The sequence below is a fragment of the Streptomyces sp. NPDC104367 genome, assembly GCF_055583825.1.
In genome coordinates, this window is sequence record NZ_JBVJND010000053.1 from 19,974 (window position 1) to 37,574 (window position 17,601).

At 74.0% G+C, this 17,601-nt stretch carries 9 protein-coding genes and 1 pseudogene; 8 read left to right on the forward strand and 2 right to left on the reverse strand.

The features are described from left to right. Positions 1-7 precede the first annotated feature (7 nt). The 3 genes and pseudogenes from ACZ619_RS43250 to ACZ619_RS43260 form a co-directional block, all read left to right on the forward strand. Positions 8-1,303: pseudogene (locus ACZ619_RS43250) on the forward strand (ATP-binding cassette domain-containing protein); the annotation flags it as partial. Positions 1,304-1,575: 272 nt separating this feature from the next. Further along, positions 1,576-2,550, forward strand: coding sequence for an ABC transporter permease (locus ACZ619_RS43255; protein ID WP_469611440.1), 975 nt, complete (start codon positions 1,576-1,578; stop codon positions 2,548-2,550). Next, the gene (locus ACZ619_RS43260; RefSeq protein ID WP_469611442.1) at positions 2,547-3,566 is read left to right on the forward strand and encodes an ABC transporter permease; all 1,020 of its coding nucleotides are present in this window, start codon (positions 2,547-2,549) and stop codon (positions 3,564-3,566) included. Before ACZ619_RS43255 ends, ACZ619_RS43260 begins: the two co-directional genes overlap by 4 nt. 163 nt (positions 3,567-3,729) lie before the next feature. On the opposite strand, the gene ACZ619_RS43265 is transcribed toward ACZ619_RS43260, so the two are convergent. Then, the gene (locus ACZ619_RS43265) at positions 3,730-5,088 is read right to left on the reverse strand and encodes a phosphatase PAP2 family protein (RefSeq protein ID WP_469611444.1); all 1,359 of its coding nucleotides are present in this window, start codon (positions 5,086-5,088) and stop codon (positions 3,730-3,732) included. Between the two features lie 427 nt (positions 5,089-5,515). On the opposite strand from ACZ619_RS43265, the gene ACZ619_RS43270 reads away from it, so the two are divergent. Beyond that, entirely contained in the window at positions 5,516-8,569 is a 3,054-nt protein-coding gene (locus ACZ619_RS43270; protein WP_469611446.1) for an AfsR/SARP family transcriptional regulator, read from the forward strand. Positions 8,570-8,579: 10 nt separating this feature from the next. On the opposite strand, the gene ACZ619_RS43275 is transcribed toward ACZ619_RS43270, so the two are convergent. After that, a complete protein-coding gene (locus ACZ619_RS43275) occupies positions 8,580-9,638 on the reverse strand; it encodes a PucR family transcriptional regulator (RefSeq protein ID WP_469611448.1) in 1,059 nt (352 codons plus the stop codon). 223 nt (positions 9,639-9,861) lie between these two features. On the opposite strand from ACZ619_RS43275, the gene ACZ619_RS43280 reads away from it, so the two are divergent. The 4 genes from ACZ619_RS43280 (at position 9,862) to ACZ619_RS43295 (ending at position 17,396) form a co-directional block, all read left to right on the forward strand. Then, complete coding sequence (locus ACZ619_RS43280; RefSeq protein WP_469611450.1) at positions 9,862-10,095, forward strand: hypothetical protein; 234 nt, start codon at positions 9,862-9,864, stop codon at positions 10,093-10,095. Between the two features lie 76 nt (positions 10,096-10,171). Then, a complete protein-coding gene (locus tag ACZ619_RS43285) occupies positions 10,172-12,205 on the forward strand; it encodes a flotillin family protein (RefSeq protein WP_469611452.1) in 2,034 nt (677 codons plus the stop codon). A gap of 83 nt (positions 12,206-12,288) precedes the next feature. Then, positions 12,289-17,274 carry a DNA repair ATPase gene (locus ACZ619_RS43290; RefSeq protein WP_469611454.1) on the forward strand — a complete coding sequence of 1,662 codons (4,986 nt, stop codon included), beginning with the start codon at positions 12,289-12,291 and terminating at the stop codon, positions 17,272-17,274. Next, positions 17,271-17,396 (forward strand): hypothetical protein, encoded by a 126-nt coding sequence (locus ACZ619_RS43295; RefSeq protein WP_469611456.1) that lies wholly within the window; start codon positions 17,271-17,273, stop codon positions 17,394-17,396. Before ACZ619_RS43290 ends, ACZ619_RS43295 begins: the two co-directional genes overlap by 4 nt. Positions 17,397-17,601 lie beyond the last annotated feature (205 nt).

The window sequence follows — 17,601 nt, forward strand, 5'->3', positions numbered from 1 at the left end:
CAGTACGTTGAGCGAGCAGAGCCAGGTGGCCCTCGAAGTCACCGGTCTCGCCAAGTCGTTCGGGGCGACCAGGGCCTTGCGGTCCTGTTCGCTCCGGCTTCTGGCCGGCGAGGTCCATGCCCTGATGGGCGAGAACGGGTCGGGGAAGAGCACCCTGGTCAAGATTCTCACCGGGGTGCACGCCCCGGACTCCGGCGGCTACCAGGTCGCCGGCCGCGCGGTCCGTCCCGGCGGCCCCGCGGCGGCGATCGCGGCCGGGGTGATGGCCGTCTACCAGGAGGTCCTGGTGGTCGGCCCGCGCTCCGTGCTGGAGAACGTCTGGCTCGGCGCCGACGGGGTCTTCCGGCGGCGCGTCCCCGAGGCCGACAAGCGGGCCAGGGCCGCCGCCGTACTGGGCGAACTGCTCGGTGCGGCGCCCGACCTGGACACTCCGGTCGAACAGCTCTCGCTGAGCGACCGGCAGGCCTGCGGCATCGCCCGCGCGCTGGTCCGCGAGCCCCGGGTGCTGATCCTGGACGAGGCCACCAGCGCGCTCGACGTGGCCACCCGGGACCGGCTCTTCGAGGCCATCGCCCGGCGCAAGGCGGCCGGTATGGCGGTGCTGTTCGTCTCCCACCGTATGGACGAGGTCGACGCCATCTCCGACCGGGTGTCCGTGCTGCGCTCCGGCGAGTCGGTGGCCACCCTGGACGCCGACGACGCCACCACGGCCGAGCTGGTGCGCCTGATGACCGGCGCCGAACACCTCACCGACATCCCCGAGGGCGGCACGCTCGCCCACCGCAGCGGCCCCGCCGCCGACGCGCCGGTGCTGCTGCGGGTCCGCGGGCTCAGGCTCCGGCCGGACGCCGACCCGGTCGACTTCGAGCTGCGGGCCGGGGAGACGGTCGGCCTGGCCGGCCTGGAGGGCCACGGCCAGGACGCCTTCATCAAGGCGCTGTGGCACGGTCCCGCGGGCGCGGGGTCCGTCGTACGCGTCGAGGTGGGCGGCGAGAGCGAGATCCGCTCGGAGCAGCGGGCGGCGGCGGCCGGCATCGGCTACGTACCGCGTGACCGGCGCGGCGAGGCCCTGTTCGGGACGCTCTCCGTCCGGGAGAACTTCTCCGCCGCGACCCAGCACAGGGACACCCGCTTCGGGCTGCTGTCACGGGCGTCCGCGCTCGGCCGCTTCACGGAGTACCGGTCCGGCCTCAAGGTCCGGATGGGCCGCGAGTCCGACCCCGTCACCACCCTGTCCGGCGGCAACCAGCAGAAGGTCGTCATCGCCCGCTGGCTCGCCCGCCGCCCGGACGTGCTCCTGCTCAACGACCCCACCCGGGGCGTGGACATCGGCGCCAAGCGCGACATCTACGCGCTGCTCGACGAGCTGACGGCGCGCGGGGTCGCGGTCGTCATGCTCTCGACGGAGGTCGACGAGCACATCGAACTCATGGACCGCGTCCTCGTCTTCCGCGAGGGCTCGCACTCCACGACCCTCGACCGCCCGTCGCTGACCCGACAGTCCCTGGTCGCCGCGTTCTTCGGCCGCACGGTCACCCCGTCGGTCACCGGCGCCGCCTCCCCGGATGGTGACGCATGAATGCCCTCGATTTCCTGCGGGGCCTGCTCGGCAAGCGCCCGTACGCGTTCGCGGGGCTGCTCGCGCTGGTCCTGCTGGTGGTCAACACCGCACTCCAGCCGGCCTTCCTGGCCTACGACAACTGGGCGGCGGTCCTGGCGTCCTTCGCGCCGCTGGCCGTCGCGGCGATGGCCAGCACCCCGGCGATCCTCTCGGGCGGCGGCGGCATCGACATCTCGATCGGCCCGCTGCTGACCCTGATCGACATCGTCATCGTGGCCAACCTGCTGCCCAACGGCCTCACTTCGCCCTTCGTGGTGATCCCGGTCTGCCTGGCGATCGGTGCGGCGATCGGCGCGGTCAACGGCGTCCTCGTGGCCGTGCTGCGCTTCCAGCCGGTCGTGGCCACGCTCTGCGCCAACATCGTCATCGGCGGTCTGGCCACCCAGGTGCAGGGCGACACCGTCCCCTCCGGCAGCACCGCGTGGACCAAGGACCTGGCCGGTTCCTTCGGCCCGGTCCCCGGCGCGCTGCTGACCATCGGCGCCCCGCTGCTCATCTGGTGGGGCCTGTCCCGGACCCCGTTCGTCAAGGCGCTGTACGCGGTCGGCGGCGACGACGCCACCGCCTTCTCCGCCGGGGTGAACGTGCCGAAGGTCCGGATCGCCGCGTACTCCCTCGGCGGGCTCTACGCGGGCATCGCCGGAATCGCCCTGATGTCCCTCATCAGCGAGGGCGCGGCCAGCATGTCGGCGCAGTACACCCTGCTCGCCATCGCCGCGGTGGCCCTCGGCGGCACCTCGCTGGCGGGCGGCCGGGGCTCCCTCCAGGGCTCGCTGCTCGGCGCGGCGAGCATCTACCTGATCAACAACCTGCTCAACGTGGTGAAGGTGTCCACCCTGTGGTCCACCGCGATCTACGGCGCGATGCTGCTCTTCGCCGTGGTCGTGGGCGCCGTGTTGACCAACGCCCGCAGGAGGGCCGTCGCATGACCACAGACACCGCGGTCGCGGACCCGGCGACGGGAGCGGACGGGGTCCCCCTGCTGCACACGCTCACCGAGTGGCAGCGCCGGTTCCCGCTGTTCCAACTGCTCGCCCTGGCCGCGCTGTACGGCTACGGTCTGAGCACCATCGAGGGCTTCGGCTCGCAGCGGGTGCTCTACGCCGTCCTCGTCAACGCCTCGCTGCTGGGGCTCGCGGGCGCCGGGCAGACCATCGTCGTCCTGGTGGGCGGCATCGACTTCTCCATCGCGGCGTTCATCTCGGCCGGCAACGTCATCATCGCCGAACTGTGCGGCACCGAACACTGGTCCACCGGGGCCGCGGTGGCGGTCGCGCTGGCCGTCGGGGTGGTGGGCGGACTCCTCAACGGGGTGCTGTCGTACCGCTTCAAGGTCGAGCCGCTGATCGTGACGCTGGGGGTGAGCGCGCTGCTCTCCGGCCTGGTGCTCAAGTGGATCAACGGCTCCGCCACCGGGGTCGCCCCGGCGTGGCTGGGCAGGCTGACGGCCGCCAACGGCACCACGTTCGGCATCGGCGTCCCGCCGGTGGTCGTCATCTGGGCGGTGGTGGCGGTCGTCATCGGCCTGGTGCTCACCCGGACCCGCGCCGGACGCAACCTCTACCTGACCGGCGTCAACCAGAGCGCCGCCCGGCTCGCCCTGGTGCGGGTCAACCGGACCTGGATCTACGCGTACGTCGCCAGCGCGGTGCTGGCCACCTGCGTGGGCATCCTGCTGGCGGGCTACTCGGGCTCGGGCAACGTCACCATCGGCGACCCCTACCTCTTCCAGTCCCTGGCGGCGGTCATCGTCGGCGGCACCATGTTCGGCGGCCGCGGCGACTACTGGCGCACGGTGCTCGGCGCGCTGATCCTCTCGGTGGTCGCCCTGCTGCTCAGCGCCAACCAGCTCTCCTCGGCGTCCCAGGACATGATCACCGGCGGCCTGATCCTGCTCGTCGTCGGCCTCTACGGCCGGGAAAGGCGGCTGCGCGACCGCATCTGACGCCCCGGGGCCGGGGGAGCGGCGCCGACGCACACCCCCTCGCCGACCCGCCGTCCGGCGCCGCCCGCCCCGGCTGGAGGACCGAGGCGCGAGGCCCGAGGGGCAGGGGGCGGGGGCGGGGCGGGCCAGGGGGGCACCGGTGCCGTGGTGCCCCCGTGCCGCCTCAGATCAGTTCGGGGTGCGGTTTCGGGTGGGTCGCCGGGACCGGGGCGGGGCCCGGTTCCCAGCGGGCCGTGGTCCTGACGTAGCCGTAGATCATCGAGACCATGGCCAGCACGAGCAGCGGGCCGGAGAGCCACGGGCGGTGGGCCATGGGCAGCGGCAGGAAGCGGTAGGACAGCAGGAGGGCGACGAAGACCGCCGCGCCGTACCCGGCCAGCCGGAGCCCCGCCGGGTCCCAGCCGTGGCCGTACGCGCGCAGCGCCGTCTCGATGGTGAGGGTGAACACCACACCGGCGACGAGGTCCGCGCCGTAGTGGTAGCCGAAACCGAGGGTCGCGGTGAGCGTGGCGGCCAGCCAGAACGTGCCCGCGAACCGCAGGAGCCGGGGGCCGCGGCGGGAGTGGATGAAGATCGCCGTGGCCCAGGCCGTGTGCAGGCTCGGCATGCAGTTGCGCGGGGTCGTCGCGTCGTACCGGATGTGGTGCGGCACGCCGACCGTCGGCAGCGTCCTCGGCCACAGGTCGGGCACGGGCCAGTGCCCGCCGCCCGGCGGCCGGTCCGGCCAGAGGCTGAGCGACGCCCAGTGGTCGGCCCCGGTGCCGTAGGCGAAGACCGGCCCGACCACCGGGAACAGCATGTAGACGACGGGCCCGAGCAGGCCGATCGCCAGGAAGGTGCGCACCAGGTGGTGGCGCGGGAAGCGGCGTTCGGCCGCCACATTCCGCAGCTGGTACAGCGTGACGACGACCGCGGCCACGGCGAGCTGGCTGTAGACGACGTCGAGCAGGTTGAAGCCGACCGGTCCGCTTGCGGTGACCAGCCGGCCCATCAGCCAGGACGGGTTGCCGAGCGCGTGGTCGGCGGTCGCCACGTACGGGTCGAGCACCGTCGGGCGGGTCTTCGAGGTGATGAGCAGCCAGGTGTCGCCGGTCTTGCGGCTGACCACCAGCAGCAGCCCCAGCCCCGCGCCCTTCAGCAGCAGCACGCGCTCCCGGCCGCGGCGTCGGGTGAGGGCGACGACCGCACAGCCGATGACCACCCACAGCGCGCCGTTGCCGAAGGGATGGCCGGGGCCCGGCCGGGCGCCGGACGCCCAGCGGACCGCCAGGAGGACGACATCGATGCCGATCGCGGCACCGGCCGCGAGGAACCGCTCCCTCCGGGTGAGCACCACCATCGTCAGCGCGAGCCCGGCGTACAGCAGGAAGCCCGACTTCGGCGGGAACACCAGCTCACGGACCTGGACGGTGATCGGCCCCGGCAGACGGTAGTGGCGTGCGACGCACTCCAGCGCGACGAGGAACACGAGGGCCACGGCACCCGTCGCGGCCCAGAGTCTCGCCCGCGGTCGACGCCACAAGGAAGGTATAAGTCGCAATTTCGGCCGTTTTGTTAGTTGTCGGTTGTCGGTTGCCGGTCGGAGGTGGTTCGCCTGCGTGTCACCTTCCGGTCGGCTTTACTTTCTCTCTCACTGTGAGCTTCCTGTCGAGTCCCTGGCCGAAGGAAGACGGAAAGATCACAGTTCGGGTTCCGCCGGACGGCGACCGGATCACCCGGCGGACGCCCCGCCGGCGACGGCGGCAGGGCGTGGTCGACGCGACCCCCGTGCGCCTCGCCCACGCCCTGCCCGTCCGTGCTGCCGCCGTCCGCGCCCCTCGGGGGCACCCGGTGACCGTCTCCTCACCAACGTCACTGCGGCGTATGTCAGTTGGTCTCAAGGTCCGCCTGACGTCCACTGAAGTGAGGATCTAGGATCGGCCTTGCGAAAATCTTGTGACGGAGGGTCGTTGAAGCTCCTACTGCTCGGTCCGCTGGAACTGCGTGCCATGGACGTCGGACTGGACCTGGGACAACCGCGCAGGCGGGCGGTGCTCGCCGCGCTGGCGGCCGATGCCGGGCGGCCCGTCGCGGTGGAGACGCTCGTCGACCGGCTCTGGGACGGAACCCCGCCGGACGGCGCCCGCTCCGTCGTCTACTCCCACATCAGCCGCCTGCGCCGGCTCCTCGACGACGCCGCGGCCCGCGAACACGGCGCTGAACCGGCGCGACCCGCCGTACGCCTGGGCAAGGTCTCCGGCGGCTACGTGCTGGAGGCGGACGGCGACGCCCTCGACCTGGTCCGGTTCCGCTCGCTCGTCGCCCGCGGACGGGAGCCGCTGGGCTCCGACAGCGAGCGCGCCGCCCTCCTGGAGGAGGCGCTGCGGCTGTGGCGCGGTGCGCCGCTGCCGGGGATGCCCGGGGCCTGGGCCGAACGGATGCGCACCGCCTGGAACCAGGAGCGGATCGAGGCGGCGCTCCTGTGGGCGCCGGTCCTGCTGAGGCAGGGCGCCCCGGAGACGGTCCCCGGGCTGCTGCGGCCGCTGCTCGCCGACCACCCCCTGTCCGAGCAGCTCGCCGCGCTCCTGATGCGCTCGCTCGCGGCCGTCGGCTCGACCGCCGACGCGCTCCGCGTCTACACCGGCATCCGGGACCAGCTGGCCGACGAACTGGGCGTGCCCCCCGGTCCCGAACTGCGCGCGGTGCACGAGGAGTTGTCGAGCGGAACCGCCGCCGTACGGCAGCCGCCCGGCCCGCGGCCCGCCGCCGCGCCCGTACCCGCGCAACTCCCGATGGACATCAGACCGTTCACCGGACGCCACGAACAACTCGACGCCCTGACCCGCGCCCTGGTCCGCGACGGCGGCCAGGCGGCCACCGCGGCCGTCGTGGCCGCCGTCTCCGGCACCGCCGGCGTCGGCAAGACCGCGCTCGCGGTGCACTGGGCGCACCGCTCCCGAGGCGCCTTCCCCGACGGCCAGCTGTACGTCGACCTCAGGGGCTACGACCCGCAGCAGCCGGTCTCCACGGGCCAGGCCCTGACCGGCTTCCTCACCGCCCTCGGGGTGCCCCGGCAGGAGATCCCGCTGCGCCTGGAGGACCGGGCGGCCCGCTACCGGACCGCGCTGGACGGCCGGCGGCTGCTGGTGGTCCTGGACAACGCCGCCTCCGCCGCCCAGGTCAGGCACCTGCTGCCGGGCAGCCCGGACTGCCGGGCGCTGATCACCAGCCGGGACTCGCTGGGCGCGCTGGTCTCGGTGCACGGCGCGCACCGCGTCGTCCTCGACGCGCTGCCCGCCGCCGACTCCCTCGCCCTGCTGCGGGCGCTGGTCGGCGACCGGGTCGACACCGAGCCCTCCGTCGCCGCCGACCTGGCCGAACAGTGCGCCCGGCTGCCGCTGGCCCTGCGGGTCGCGGCCGAACTGGTGCTGTCCCGGCCCGCGGAGCCGCTCGCCCTGCTGGTGGCCGAACTCCACGACCACCAGCGGCGGCTGGACCTGCTGGACTCCGGCGACGACCCCCGGGCCGCCGTACGCGCCGTCTTCTCCTGGTCCTACGCCCGCCTCGCCGAACTGCCCGCCCGGCTCTTCCGGCTGCTCGGTCTGCACCCCGGCCCCGACACGGACGTGCACTCCGCCGCGGCCCTGGCCGGCGAGTCCGTGGACGTCGTACGGCGGGCGCTCGACGTGCTGGCCCGCGCGCACCTGCTCGACCGCATCGCCGGCGGCCGGTACGGCATGCACGACCTGCTGCGGGTGTACGCGGCGGAGCTGGCCGCCCGGCACGACCCGGAGCCCGGCCACGAGGCCGCCCTCACCCGGCTGCTCGACCACAGCCTGGCGGCGGCCGCCGCGGCCATGGACGTCCTCTACCCGGCCGAACGCCATCTGCGCCCCGCCGTGGAGCGGCCCGGCACCGGGCTGCCGCCGCTGCGCACCGCCGAGGAGGCCCGCGCCTGGCTGACCGCCGCCCAGCCCACCCTGGTGGCGCTGTGCTCGCGCACCGAGGAACCCGGCCCGTCCGGGCACACCGTGCGCATCGTCACCACGCTGCACCGCCACTACGAGCGCGCCGGGCACTACACGGACGCCCTCACCGTCTACACCTACGCGCTGCAGGCGGCGCGCTCGGTGGGGGACACCCGTGGTGAGGCCGACGTCCTCGTCTGCCTCGGCGCCGTCCACCGGCGGCTCGGCGACTACGACAGCGCACGCGCGCTGCACGACACCGCGCTCGAACTGTGCCGCCGGATCGGCTACCCGGCGGGCGAGGCCCGGCACCTGACGAACGTGGGCGTCCTGCTCGAACTGCGCGGACGCTACCGGGAGGCGGCCGAGCAGCACGAGCGGGCGGTGACCCTGTTCCGCTCGGTCGGCGACGTCCTCGGCGAGGCGGACGTTCTCAACAACCTGGGCATCGTGCTGGAGTTGCTGGAGGACTTCGAGGCGTCGGTCGAACGCTACGAACGGGCGCTGGAGTTGTACCGCACCGTGCACCACCCCTTCGGGGAGGCCAGTGCCCTCGGCAACCTGGGCATCCTGGTGGCACGACTGGGCGACCACGCGGCGGCGGCCCGGCACTTCGAGCGGGCGCTCGCGCTCTTCCGGCGGCTGGCCCACGTCTCCGGCGCCGCGCACGCCCTGTCCAACCTGGGCAACGCGCTCAGCGGTCTGGGACGGCACGAGGAGGCGGCCGGCCGCCAGCGCGAGGCCCTGGAACTGTTCCGCCGGACCGGCGAACGCTACGGCGAGGCCGGTGCCCTCAACGGACTGGGCGAGGCCCTGTACGGGCTCGGGCGGACCGCCGAGGCCCTGGCGGCCCACGCCGAGGCACTGGAGGTGGCACGCGAGATCGACGAACAGGAGGAGCAGGCCCGCGCCCACGTCGGGACGGCCGCCGTACTGCGGGACGGCCCGCAGGCGGACCGGGCCGCCGGCCATCTGCGCGAGGCGCTCGGCCTCTACACGGCGCTCGGCTCACCGCGCGCCGACGAACTCCGCAAGACCCTCGACGACCTGGTGTGACCCGGGCCCGTCACAGGTCCGTGGCGGGCCAGTCCAGCAGCCGTGCGCCGATGACCGCGGTCTGGAGCATGTAGCGGTGGGCGGGGTCGGACGGGTCGGCGCCGGTGAGTTTGTGGATGCGTTCCAGGCGGTAGGTGACGGCCCGCACGCTCAGTGACAGACGGCGGGCGGTGTCGGTGGTCACACAGCCCGTGTCGAAGTAGGCGGTGAGCGTGTCGAGCAGCGGCTGGGCGCCGCCGCGGGCCTCGGTGAGCGGGCCCAGGGCGTCCAGCACGAGGTCGGCCATGGCCTGCCGGTCGCGGGTGAGGACGGGGTAGACCAGCAGGTCGGCGGCGCGCAGCACCGGGTCGTCGAGGTCGAGCCGCTCGGCCAGTTCGAGGGCGTTGAGCGCCTCCTCGTAGGACTGGACGACGCCGCCGGGGCCGGGCTGGGGCCGTCCGATGGCGACCCGGCCGCCGTCCGTCGCGGCGTGCGCCTGCTTGGCGAAGTGGGTCAGCACCTCGGTCTGCTGGCCGGGGGCGACGCACAGCAGCCGGCCGTCCTTGGTGGTGAGCAGCACGTTGCGGTCGCCGAACCGCGCGATGACGGCCCGCTCCACCTGCCGCGGCACCGGGTCGCCCTCGTCGTAGGGGACCAGCCCCTGCGCGACCGCCACCGCGTGCGCGTTGGACAGCCGCAGGCCGAAGCGTTCGGCGCGTTCGGCGAGCCGCCCGAGGTTGCTGCGGCCGTAGAGCAGGTCGTCGATGAACTCCCGGCGGGCCGCCTCCTCCTGGCGTACGGCGAGCAGCTGGGCGCGCTCGAAGCCCTCGGCGAAGGCGTCCACCACCTGCTGGACGGCGGCCAGGGCCTCACCGGCGGAACCCGCTGTGGCGGGCCAGGCCGTGCGGGCGGCCGTGAGGTGCGCGCTGACCAGGGAGCGCAGGCCGTGGCCCGCCTCCGCGGCCTGTTCCCCGAGGGCGTGCCGGGAGGCGATCTCGTCCCGGGTCAGGCGCCGGCCGGTGGCCGAGACCTCGGCCAGGATGCGCTCGTACCCCTCCAGATACTGCTCGGGTATCTGCCCGTCCGTCACGCCGTCCCCCCGTAGTCCTGACGCGCCGTTGACGGTTTCCTGACGGTCACCGGCACCCAGACCCTAGTGAACACTGCCGGTGACTGGCAATGCGGGGACCCTCTTTGATCAGGGAGTATGAGTCGCGGGGAGCACGACGGACGGCTCGGATGCCGGACACCGGCAGGTACCCGGCATCCGAGCCACGCACCCGTCGACACGATCGGCGCCGGAAGGGGGGAACATGCGGACGTCTCTGGAAGCCGCCACCTGCCCGCCCGCCGTCCTGACGGCCACGGCCCTCGCCGCGGCGCTCGCGCGCCCGCCGCTGACGGTGCCCGCCCGGTCCCTCGGCCTCCCGGCCACGGCGCTGCCGCCGGTGCGCGCCCTCACACCTGTGGTCGTGCGCCCGCTGCACCGGCTCTGCCCGGACGAACCCCGGGCGGCCGTGGCCCCCTCGCGGGTCCACGCCGCCTGAGCCCCGCCGCCGGGCCCCGCCCGCGGTCGCTCTCCCGCACGCGCCAGAACTCTCTTACGCCTCAAGGACGTATGCCATGAATGCCATGTCCATCGGCATCGGCGTGCTCGTCGCCGTCTGCCTGTTCGCCTCCCTCCTCGTCTCGCTGCTGTTCCGCAAGGTGGAGCAGGGCAAGGCGCTGATCGTCTCCAAGCTGCGCCGGGTCGACGTGACCTTCACCGGCCAGGTCGTGCTGCCGGTGCTGCACAAGGCGGAGGTGATGGACATCTCGGTGAAGACGATCGAGATCACCAGAGCCGGCCGGGACGGGCTGATCTGCCGGGACAACATCCGCGCGGACATCCGGATCTCGTTCTTCGTGAAGGTCAACAAGACCGTCCAGGACGTCATCAAGGTCGCCCAGGCCGTCGGCACCGCGAGAGCCAGCGACCAGAAGACGCTCCAGGAACTGTTCCACGCGAAGTTCTCCGAGGCGCTCAAGACCGTCGGCAAGCAGCTGGACTTCACCGACCTCTACACCAAGCGCGAGGAACTCCGTTACAAGATCATCGAGTTGATCGGTGTCGACCTCAACGGCTACCACCTGGAGGACGCGGCGATCGACTACCTGGAGCAGACGCCGCTGTCCCAGCTCGACCCGGCGAACGTCCTCGACGCCCAGGGCATCCGGAAGATCACCGAACTGACGGCCGTGGAGCACGTGCGCACCAACGAGGCGCAGCGCACCGAGGAGAAGGAGATCACCCGGCAGAACGTCGACGCGCGCGAGGCGATCCTGGAACTGGAGCGCCGCCAGGTGGACGCGGAGATCAAGCAGAAGCGCGAGATCGAGACCGTACGGGCACGCGAGGAGGCGGAGACCGCGCGGGTGGTGGAGGAGGAACGGCTGCGCGCGCAGGGGGCGTTCCTGAAGACCGAGGAACTCCTCGGTGTGCAGCGCGAGAACCAGGCCCGGGAGATCGCCGTCGCCGCGAAGAACCGCGAGCGGGTCATCGCCGTCGAGGGCGAGCGGGTGGAGAAGGAGCGCCTCCTGGAGGTCATCGCCCGGGAGCGGGAGACCCAGCTGACCCGGATCGCGGCCGACAAGGAGGTCGAGGCCGAACGGCGGGAGATCGCCGAGGTCGTCCGGGAACGGGTCGCGGTGGACCGCACGGTCGCCGAGCAGGAGGAGGCCATCAAGCGGCTGCGGGCCGTGGAGGAGGCCGAGCGGGAGCGGCAGGCGGTCGTCATCGCCGCCGAGGCCGAGGCCCAGGAGAAGCTGGTCAAGGACATCAAGGCCGCCGAGGCCGCCGAACAGGCCGCCGTGCACCGCGCCGCGCAGGAACTGACCCTCGCCGAGGCCCGGTTGAAGACCGCCGACCTCGACGCGCAGGCCAAGCTGCGCCTCGCCGAGGGCATCCGGGCCGAGTCCGCCGCCGAGGGCCTGGCCGCCGTCGCGGTCCGCGACAAGGAGGCCGAGGTCATCGAGAAGGCCGGACGGGCGGAGGCCGCCGCGGCCGAGGCGCGGCTGCGGGCCGACGCCGAGGGCAGCCGGGCGAAGGCGCTCGCCGAGGCCGAGGGCATCGGGGAGAAGCTCAAGGCGGAGGCCGCCGGTCTCACCGAGAAGGCGGCGGCGATGGCCGCCCTCGACGACGCGTCCCGCGGCCACGAGGAGTACCGGCTGCGGCTGGCCGCCGAGAAGGACATCCGGCTCGCCGGACTGGAAGCGCAGCGGCAGATCGCCGAGGCACAGGCCACCGTGCTCGCCACCGGCCTGGAGAACGCCGACATCGACATCGTCGGCGGGGAGTCCGTCTTCTTCGACCGGCTGATGTCGGCCGTCTCGCTCGGCAAGAGCGTCGACGGGTTCGTCAAGAACTCCGAGACCGCCCAGGCCCTCGCCGGACCCTGGCTGGACGGCAGCGCGAGCCTGAGCGACGACCTGGGCCGGATCCTGGGCTCCGTCTCCACGGCCGACGTACGCAACCTGACCGTGTCCGCGCTGCTGACCAAGCTCATGACCTCGGGCGCCGCGAACACCGGACAGCTCCAGCAACTCCTCGACAGGGCAGGCGAACTGGGCCTCGCCGACACCTCCCTCGCCGCACTCGACGGCAGTTCCCGAGGCTGACCGGCCCGTGGTCCGGAGCCGCCGCACAGGGGACGGCGGCTCCGGACCACGCATCTCCTTCGACCTCCCGGGAGGGACCACCCATGACCACCGGCCAGGACACCGGCACGGCCGAGGCGCCGGGCGCGGCCACCGACCGGTCGCCGGACACCGGCGCCTACGAGGTCCTGCGCGACCGACTCACCGCGCAGGCCGCCGAACTCGCCCGCCGTGCGGAGGAGTTGAACACCCGCCGAGCCGAGGAGTTCGGCTCCACACGGCTCGAACTGGCCGGCACCGGACGGCTGCGCACCCGACAGGCCGGCGTCGCCCGGGACGTCGTCGCCGTCGGCGACACCCTGCTGCTCGGCCACAGCCCGGTTCCCGGCACCACGGCCGGGACGGACGTCGGCGACGTCCTGGCCCTCTACGACCGCGAGTGGAACCGGCTGCCCGACAACGCCGTCCCCGGTCTGCTCGACGACCCGTCCTTCGTCCGCGAGTTCGCCGCCCTGCACCGCTACTACCGCCAGGCGCACCTGCTCCGGCTCCGCCGCCGCGACGGAAGACTGCTCGCCGTCTTCCAGACCGGCGAGAAGGCGGACGACATCCGCGTCCTGCGCTGGACGCTGACCGACGACGGACCGGCGCGCTTCCTCGACGCCCGCGGCGACCGGGACCATGTCCTGCCCCCCTCCCACGACTTCGAGTGGACCCCGACGACCCGCGCGGACCACGTCCTGGGCCGCCACCCGCACGTCTCCGTCCAGGGCGAGGTCTTCGTCGCGACGCTCGGCGGGACACTGACGGTCAAGACCGACGACGACACCGAGACCGGCGAGGGCATCCACTCCGAGCCCGTCGCCGAGCCGCTCCAGTCCCTCGCCGACGCGGACATCGCGTACGCGCGGGTGGGCGCGCTGATCCTGCTGCGGATCCGTCCCTACAAGGAGGACACCGACCGGCACCTGGTGTTCAACACCCTGACCAGGACCGTCGTCCGCCTGGACGGCATCGGCCCGGCCTGCCGGCGGCTGCCCGAGGACCAGGGCATCGTCTTCCCCGGCGGCTACTGCCTGGCCACCGGCACCCACCGGACCTACGACCTCGACATCGCCGGGCTGGAGTTCGAACGGGAACTGCGCTCCCCGAACGGCGAGGACGTGCTGTACGCCTTCCACGCCCCCGCCGCCGGCCGCAGCCTGCTGCTGCCGTACAACACGATCCGCAAGGAGGTCGCCGCCCCGCTGCCCTGCCAGGGCTGGGCGCTCTTCGACGACGGCACGCTGACGGTCCTGCGCGCCGAGGGCGACGAACCGCAGCGGGTGCATCCGCTCCAGCTGTGGAACTCCCCGTACGTCTCGGACACCCACGCCGCCGCCCGGCCGGCCGGCTCCGGCCCGCTCGCCCGGGTCGGCAACGCGGACCTGGTGCGCGCCGTCTCCGACTGCCTGTCCATCGCCCGTGCCGCGGCCCGGACGACGCCCACGAGTGAGATGTACGAGGCGCTGGCCGCCGCGTGCGCCCGCGCGGCGCACACCCACCACTGGCTGGGGGAGCCCGGCCTCGGCGGACTGCGCGAGCCGCTGGAGCGGGTGCGCGTCACCGCCGAGCAGGTGCTGTCCGAGTTCGAGACCGTCCGGGCCCTGACCCGGCAGGCCGCCGACGCGCTCACCGAGGCCGAGGCCCAGGTCGCCGCGGTCGCGCGCCGGCTGCGCGGCGAGGTCCCGCGCGGCGCCGCCGCCTGGGCCACCGGCCTGGCCGAACTCCGCCGCGCCCAGGGCCGTCTGCTCACCCTGAAGGACCTGCGCCACGCGGACACCGCCCGCATCGACGAACTCGCCGCCGCCACCGAGGCCGACCTCGCGGCCTTCGGACAGCGGGCCGTCACCCACCTCGCCCGCGAGGACGCCTTCGCCGGACACCTGGCCGACGTCGAGCGGCTGACCGCCGACGCCGAGGCGATCGGCACCGTCGCCGAGGCCGCGCCCGTCGCCGCCCGCCTCGACGAACTCACCGACGGGCTGCGCACGGTGACCGAGGTCGTCGCCGGCCTCGACATCGCCGACGCCACCGTCCGCACCGCCGTCCTGGAACGGATCGCCGAGGTGCTCGGCGGGGTCAACCGCGCCCGCGCGACCCTCGACGGCCGCCGCCACGACCTCCTCGACCGGGAGGGACGCGCCGCGTTCGCCGCCGAGTCCGCCCTGCTCGGCCAGACCGTCACCGGCGCGCTCGCCGCCGCGGACAGCCCCGAGGCGTGCGAGGAACAGCTCGTCCGGGTCCTCGTCCAGGTGGAGAACCTGGAGTCCCGGTTCGCCGAGTACGACGACTTCCTCGGCGAACTCGCCGACAAGCGGGACGAGGTCCAGGAGGCGTTCGCCGCCCGCAAGCAGACCCTGGCCGACGCCCGCGCCCGCCGCGCCGAACGCCTCGCCGACTCGGCGCTGCGCGTGCTGCGGACGGTGGCCCGGCGCGCCGCGGCCCTGCCCGACGCGGACGCCGTCACCACGTACTTCACCTCCGACCCGCTGCCCGCCAAGGTCCGCGCCATCACCGGCGAACTGCGCGGACTCGGCGACCAGGTACGGGCGGAGGAACTGGACGGCCGTCTCACGGCCGCCCGCCAGGAGGCCCGGCGCGCCCTGCGCGACCGCGGCGACCTCTACTCCGACGACGGCCGCACCATCCGCCTCGGCAGCCACCGCTTCGCCGTCAACACCCAGCCCGTGGACCTCACCCTGGTCCCGCACGGCGACGGCCTGGCCTTCGCCGTCACCGGCACCGACTACCGCGCCCCGGTCACCGACCCCGACTTCGCGGCCACCCGCCCCTACTGGGACCGCCCGCTGCCCTCGGAGTCGCCCGGGGTCTACCGTGCCGAGCACCTCGCCGCCCGGCTGCTGGACGAGCACGGCCCGGCGGCGCTCGCCGCGGCGGACCTGCCCGAACTGGTCCGGCGGGCGGCCGAGGAGGCCCACGACGAGGGGTACGAGCGCGGCGTCCACGACCACGACACCGTACTGATCCTCACCGCGCTGCTGCGCCTGTACGAGGGCGCGGGGCCGCTCCGCCACGAGCCGGGGGCCCGCGCCGCCGCCCAGTCCTTCTGGGCGCACGGCACCACCGCCGGGGAACGCGACGCCTGGACCCGGCGCGCGGCGTCCATGGCCCGCGCCCGGGAGACGTTCGGAGCGGTGCCCGGGATCGCCGACCTCCAGGCCGAACTGGCGCAGGCGATGGCCGCCCGCACGGCCGCCGGCCCGCCGGGAGAGGCCACGCCCGCGCACCCGGACCGCACCCCGGCCGGTCCCGCGCCGCTGCGGGCCGCCGCCGCGTACCTCTTCGAGGAGCTGACCACCGGACCCGACGGCTTCGTCATCAGCGCCGGCACCCGCACCCTCCTCGACAAGTTCCGCCGCACGGTGGGCACTTCGGCCTACGACGACGATCTCGACGCCCTCCGCGAACCGGCCGCCCGCCGGCAGCTGGTCGAGGCGTGGCTGACCTCCTACGCCGCCGCCACCGGCACGGACCTCGCCCCCGGCGACCTGGCGGAGGCGGTGGCGGCCGAGCTCTGCCCCGGACTGACCCGCTACGAGTCCGACGCGTCCGTGGCCGGGACCGTCGAGGGACTGCTCGGCACCCACCCGCGCGTCAGCCGCCGCGCGCTCCCCGTCCGCATCGACGAACTCCTCGCCCGCACGACGGAGTTCCGCATCCACGACGTCCCCGCGCACCGCGCCTACCAACGCCGTCGCGGCGCCCTGGTGGCGGCTGAGCGCACCCGCGTCCGGCTGGACGAGTACCGGCCGCGCGTGCTGCCGACGTTCGTGCGCAACCGGCTCGTCGACGAGGTCTACCTGCCCCTCGTCGGGGACAGCCTGGCCAAGCAGCTCGGCACCGCCGGGGCGGGCGGACGCGCCGACACCGGCGGCCTCCTGCTCCTGGTCTCCCCGCCCGGCTACGGCAAGACGACGCTCATGGAGTACGTCGCCGACCGCCTCGGCCTGGTCCTCGTCAAGGTCAACGGCCCGGCGCTGGGACACGCGGTCACCTCGCTCGACCCCGCCGACGCCCCGAACGCCACCGCCCGCCAGGAGGTCGAGAAGATCAACTTCGCGCTGGAGGCGGGCAACAACACCCTCCTCTACCTGGACGACATCCAGCACACCTCGCCCGAACTGCTCCAGCGGTTCATCCCGCTGTGCGACGCCACCCGCCGCATCGAGGGCGTACGCGACGGCGAACCGCGCACCTACGACCTCAGGGGCAAGCGCTTCGCCGTCTGCATGGCCGGAAACCCCTACACCGAGTCCGGCGGCCGCTTCCAGGTCCCCGACATGCTCGCCAACCGCGCCGACGTGTGGAACCTCGGCGACGTCCTGACCGGCAAGGAGGACGCCTTCGCCGCCAGCTTCGTCGAGAACGCGCTGACCGCGAACCCGGTCCTCGCCCCGCTCGCCGGCCGCGACCGCGCCGACCTCGACCTGCTGGTCCGCCTCGCCGAGGGCGACCCCACCGCCGTCCGCGACCGGCTCGTCCACCCCTACGCGCCGGCCGAGCTGGACCGGATCCTGGGGATCCTGCGCCATCTGCTGACCGCGCGCGAGACGGTCCTCGCGGTGAACGCCGCGTACATGGCGTCGGCGGCGCAGTCCGACGCGACCCGCACCGAACCGCCCTTCCGCCTCCAGGGCTCCTACCGCAACATGAACAAGATCGCCCAGCGCGTCCAGCCGGTGATGAACGAGGCCGAACTCGCCGCCGTCCTCGACGACCACTACACCGCCGAGGCCCAGACCCTCACCACGGACGCCGAGGCCAACCTGCTGAAGCTGGCCGAGCTGCGCGGCACCCCGACCGCCGGACAGACCGCGCGCTGGGCCGAGGTGAGATCCGGGTACCTCCGCGCCCGGGCGCTCGGCGGCCCCGAGGACGACGCCCTCACCCGCGCCGTCGCGGCCCTCGGCCTGCTCGCCGACCGGATCGCGGCCGTCGAGACGGCGATCGCGCGAGCCGCCGACCCGCACCGACCGACCGACGACACCCACGCCCGGCACGCGGCCGGGCGGAAGGAGCGGCCATGACGTCCTTCCTGATCCCCGTCCTCGCCGCCGCGCTGATCGTGGCGGCCGGTACGGGCATACTGGTCCGCCGCGACCGCCGGGCCGCAACAGCGGCCCGCCGAAGCCACCTCGGCAACGGGTAGCACCGCGCGGGCCGCGAGCCGCGAGCCGCGGGCCGAGGGACGCCGGATGCCGGGCGTCGATCCTCGGGTGCCGGGTGCCGGGTGCCGGGTGCCGGGTGCCGGGTGCCGGATGCCGGATGCCGGGTCCCCGGGCGCCGGTCCTTGGTCCCCGGCTGCCGGGCGCCGGATGCCGGTCTTCGGTCCCCGAACGCTGGACGCCGGTCTT

Coding starts and splice junctions, on each gene's coding strand:
- ACZ619_RS43255 (WP_469611440.1), top strand. CDS start 1,576: ATGAATGCCCTCGATTTCCTGCGGGGCCTGCTCGGCAAGCGCCCGTAC.
- ACZ619_RS43260 (WP_469611442.1), top strand. CDS start 2,547: ATGACCACAGACACCGCGGTCGCGGACCCGGCGACGGGAGCGGACGGG.
- ACZ619_RS43280 (WP_469611450.1), top strand. CDS start 9,862: ATGCGGACGTCTCTGGAAGCCGCCACCTGCCCGCCCGCCGTCCTGACG.
- ACZ619_RS43285 (WP_469611452.1), top strand. CDS start 10,172: ATGAATGCCATGTCCATCGGCATCGGCGTGCTCGTCGCCGTCTGCCTG.
- ACZ619_RS43290 (WP_469611454.1), top strand. CDS start 12,289: ATGACCACCGGCCAGGACACCGGCACGGCCGAGGCGCCGGGCGCGGCC.
- ACZ619_RS43295 (WP_469611456.1), top strand. CDS start 17,271: ATGACGTCCTTCCTGATCCCCGTCCTCGCCGCCGCGCTGATCGTGGCG.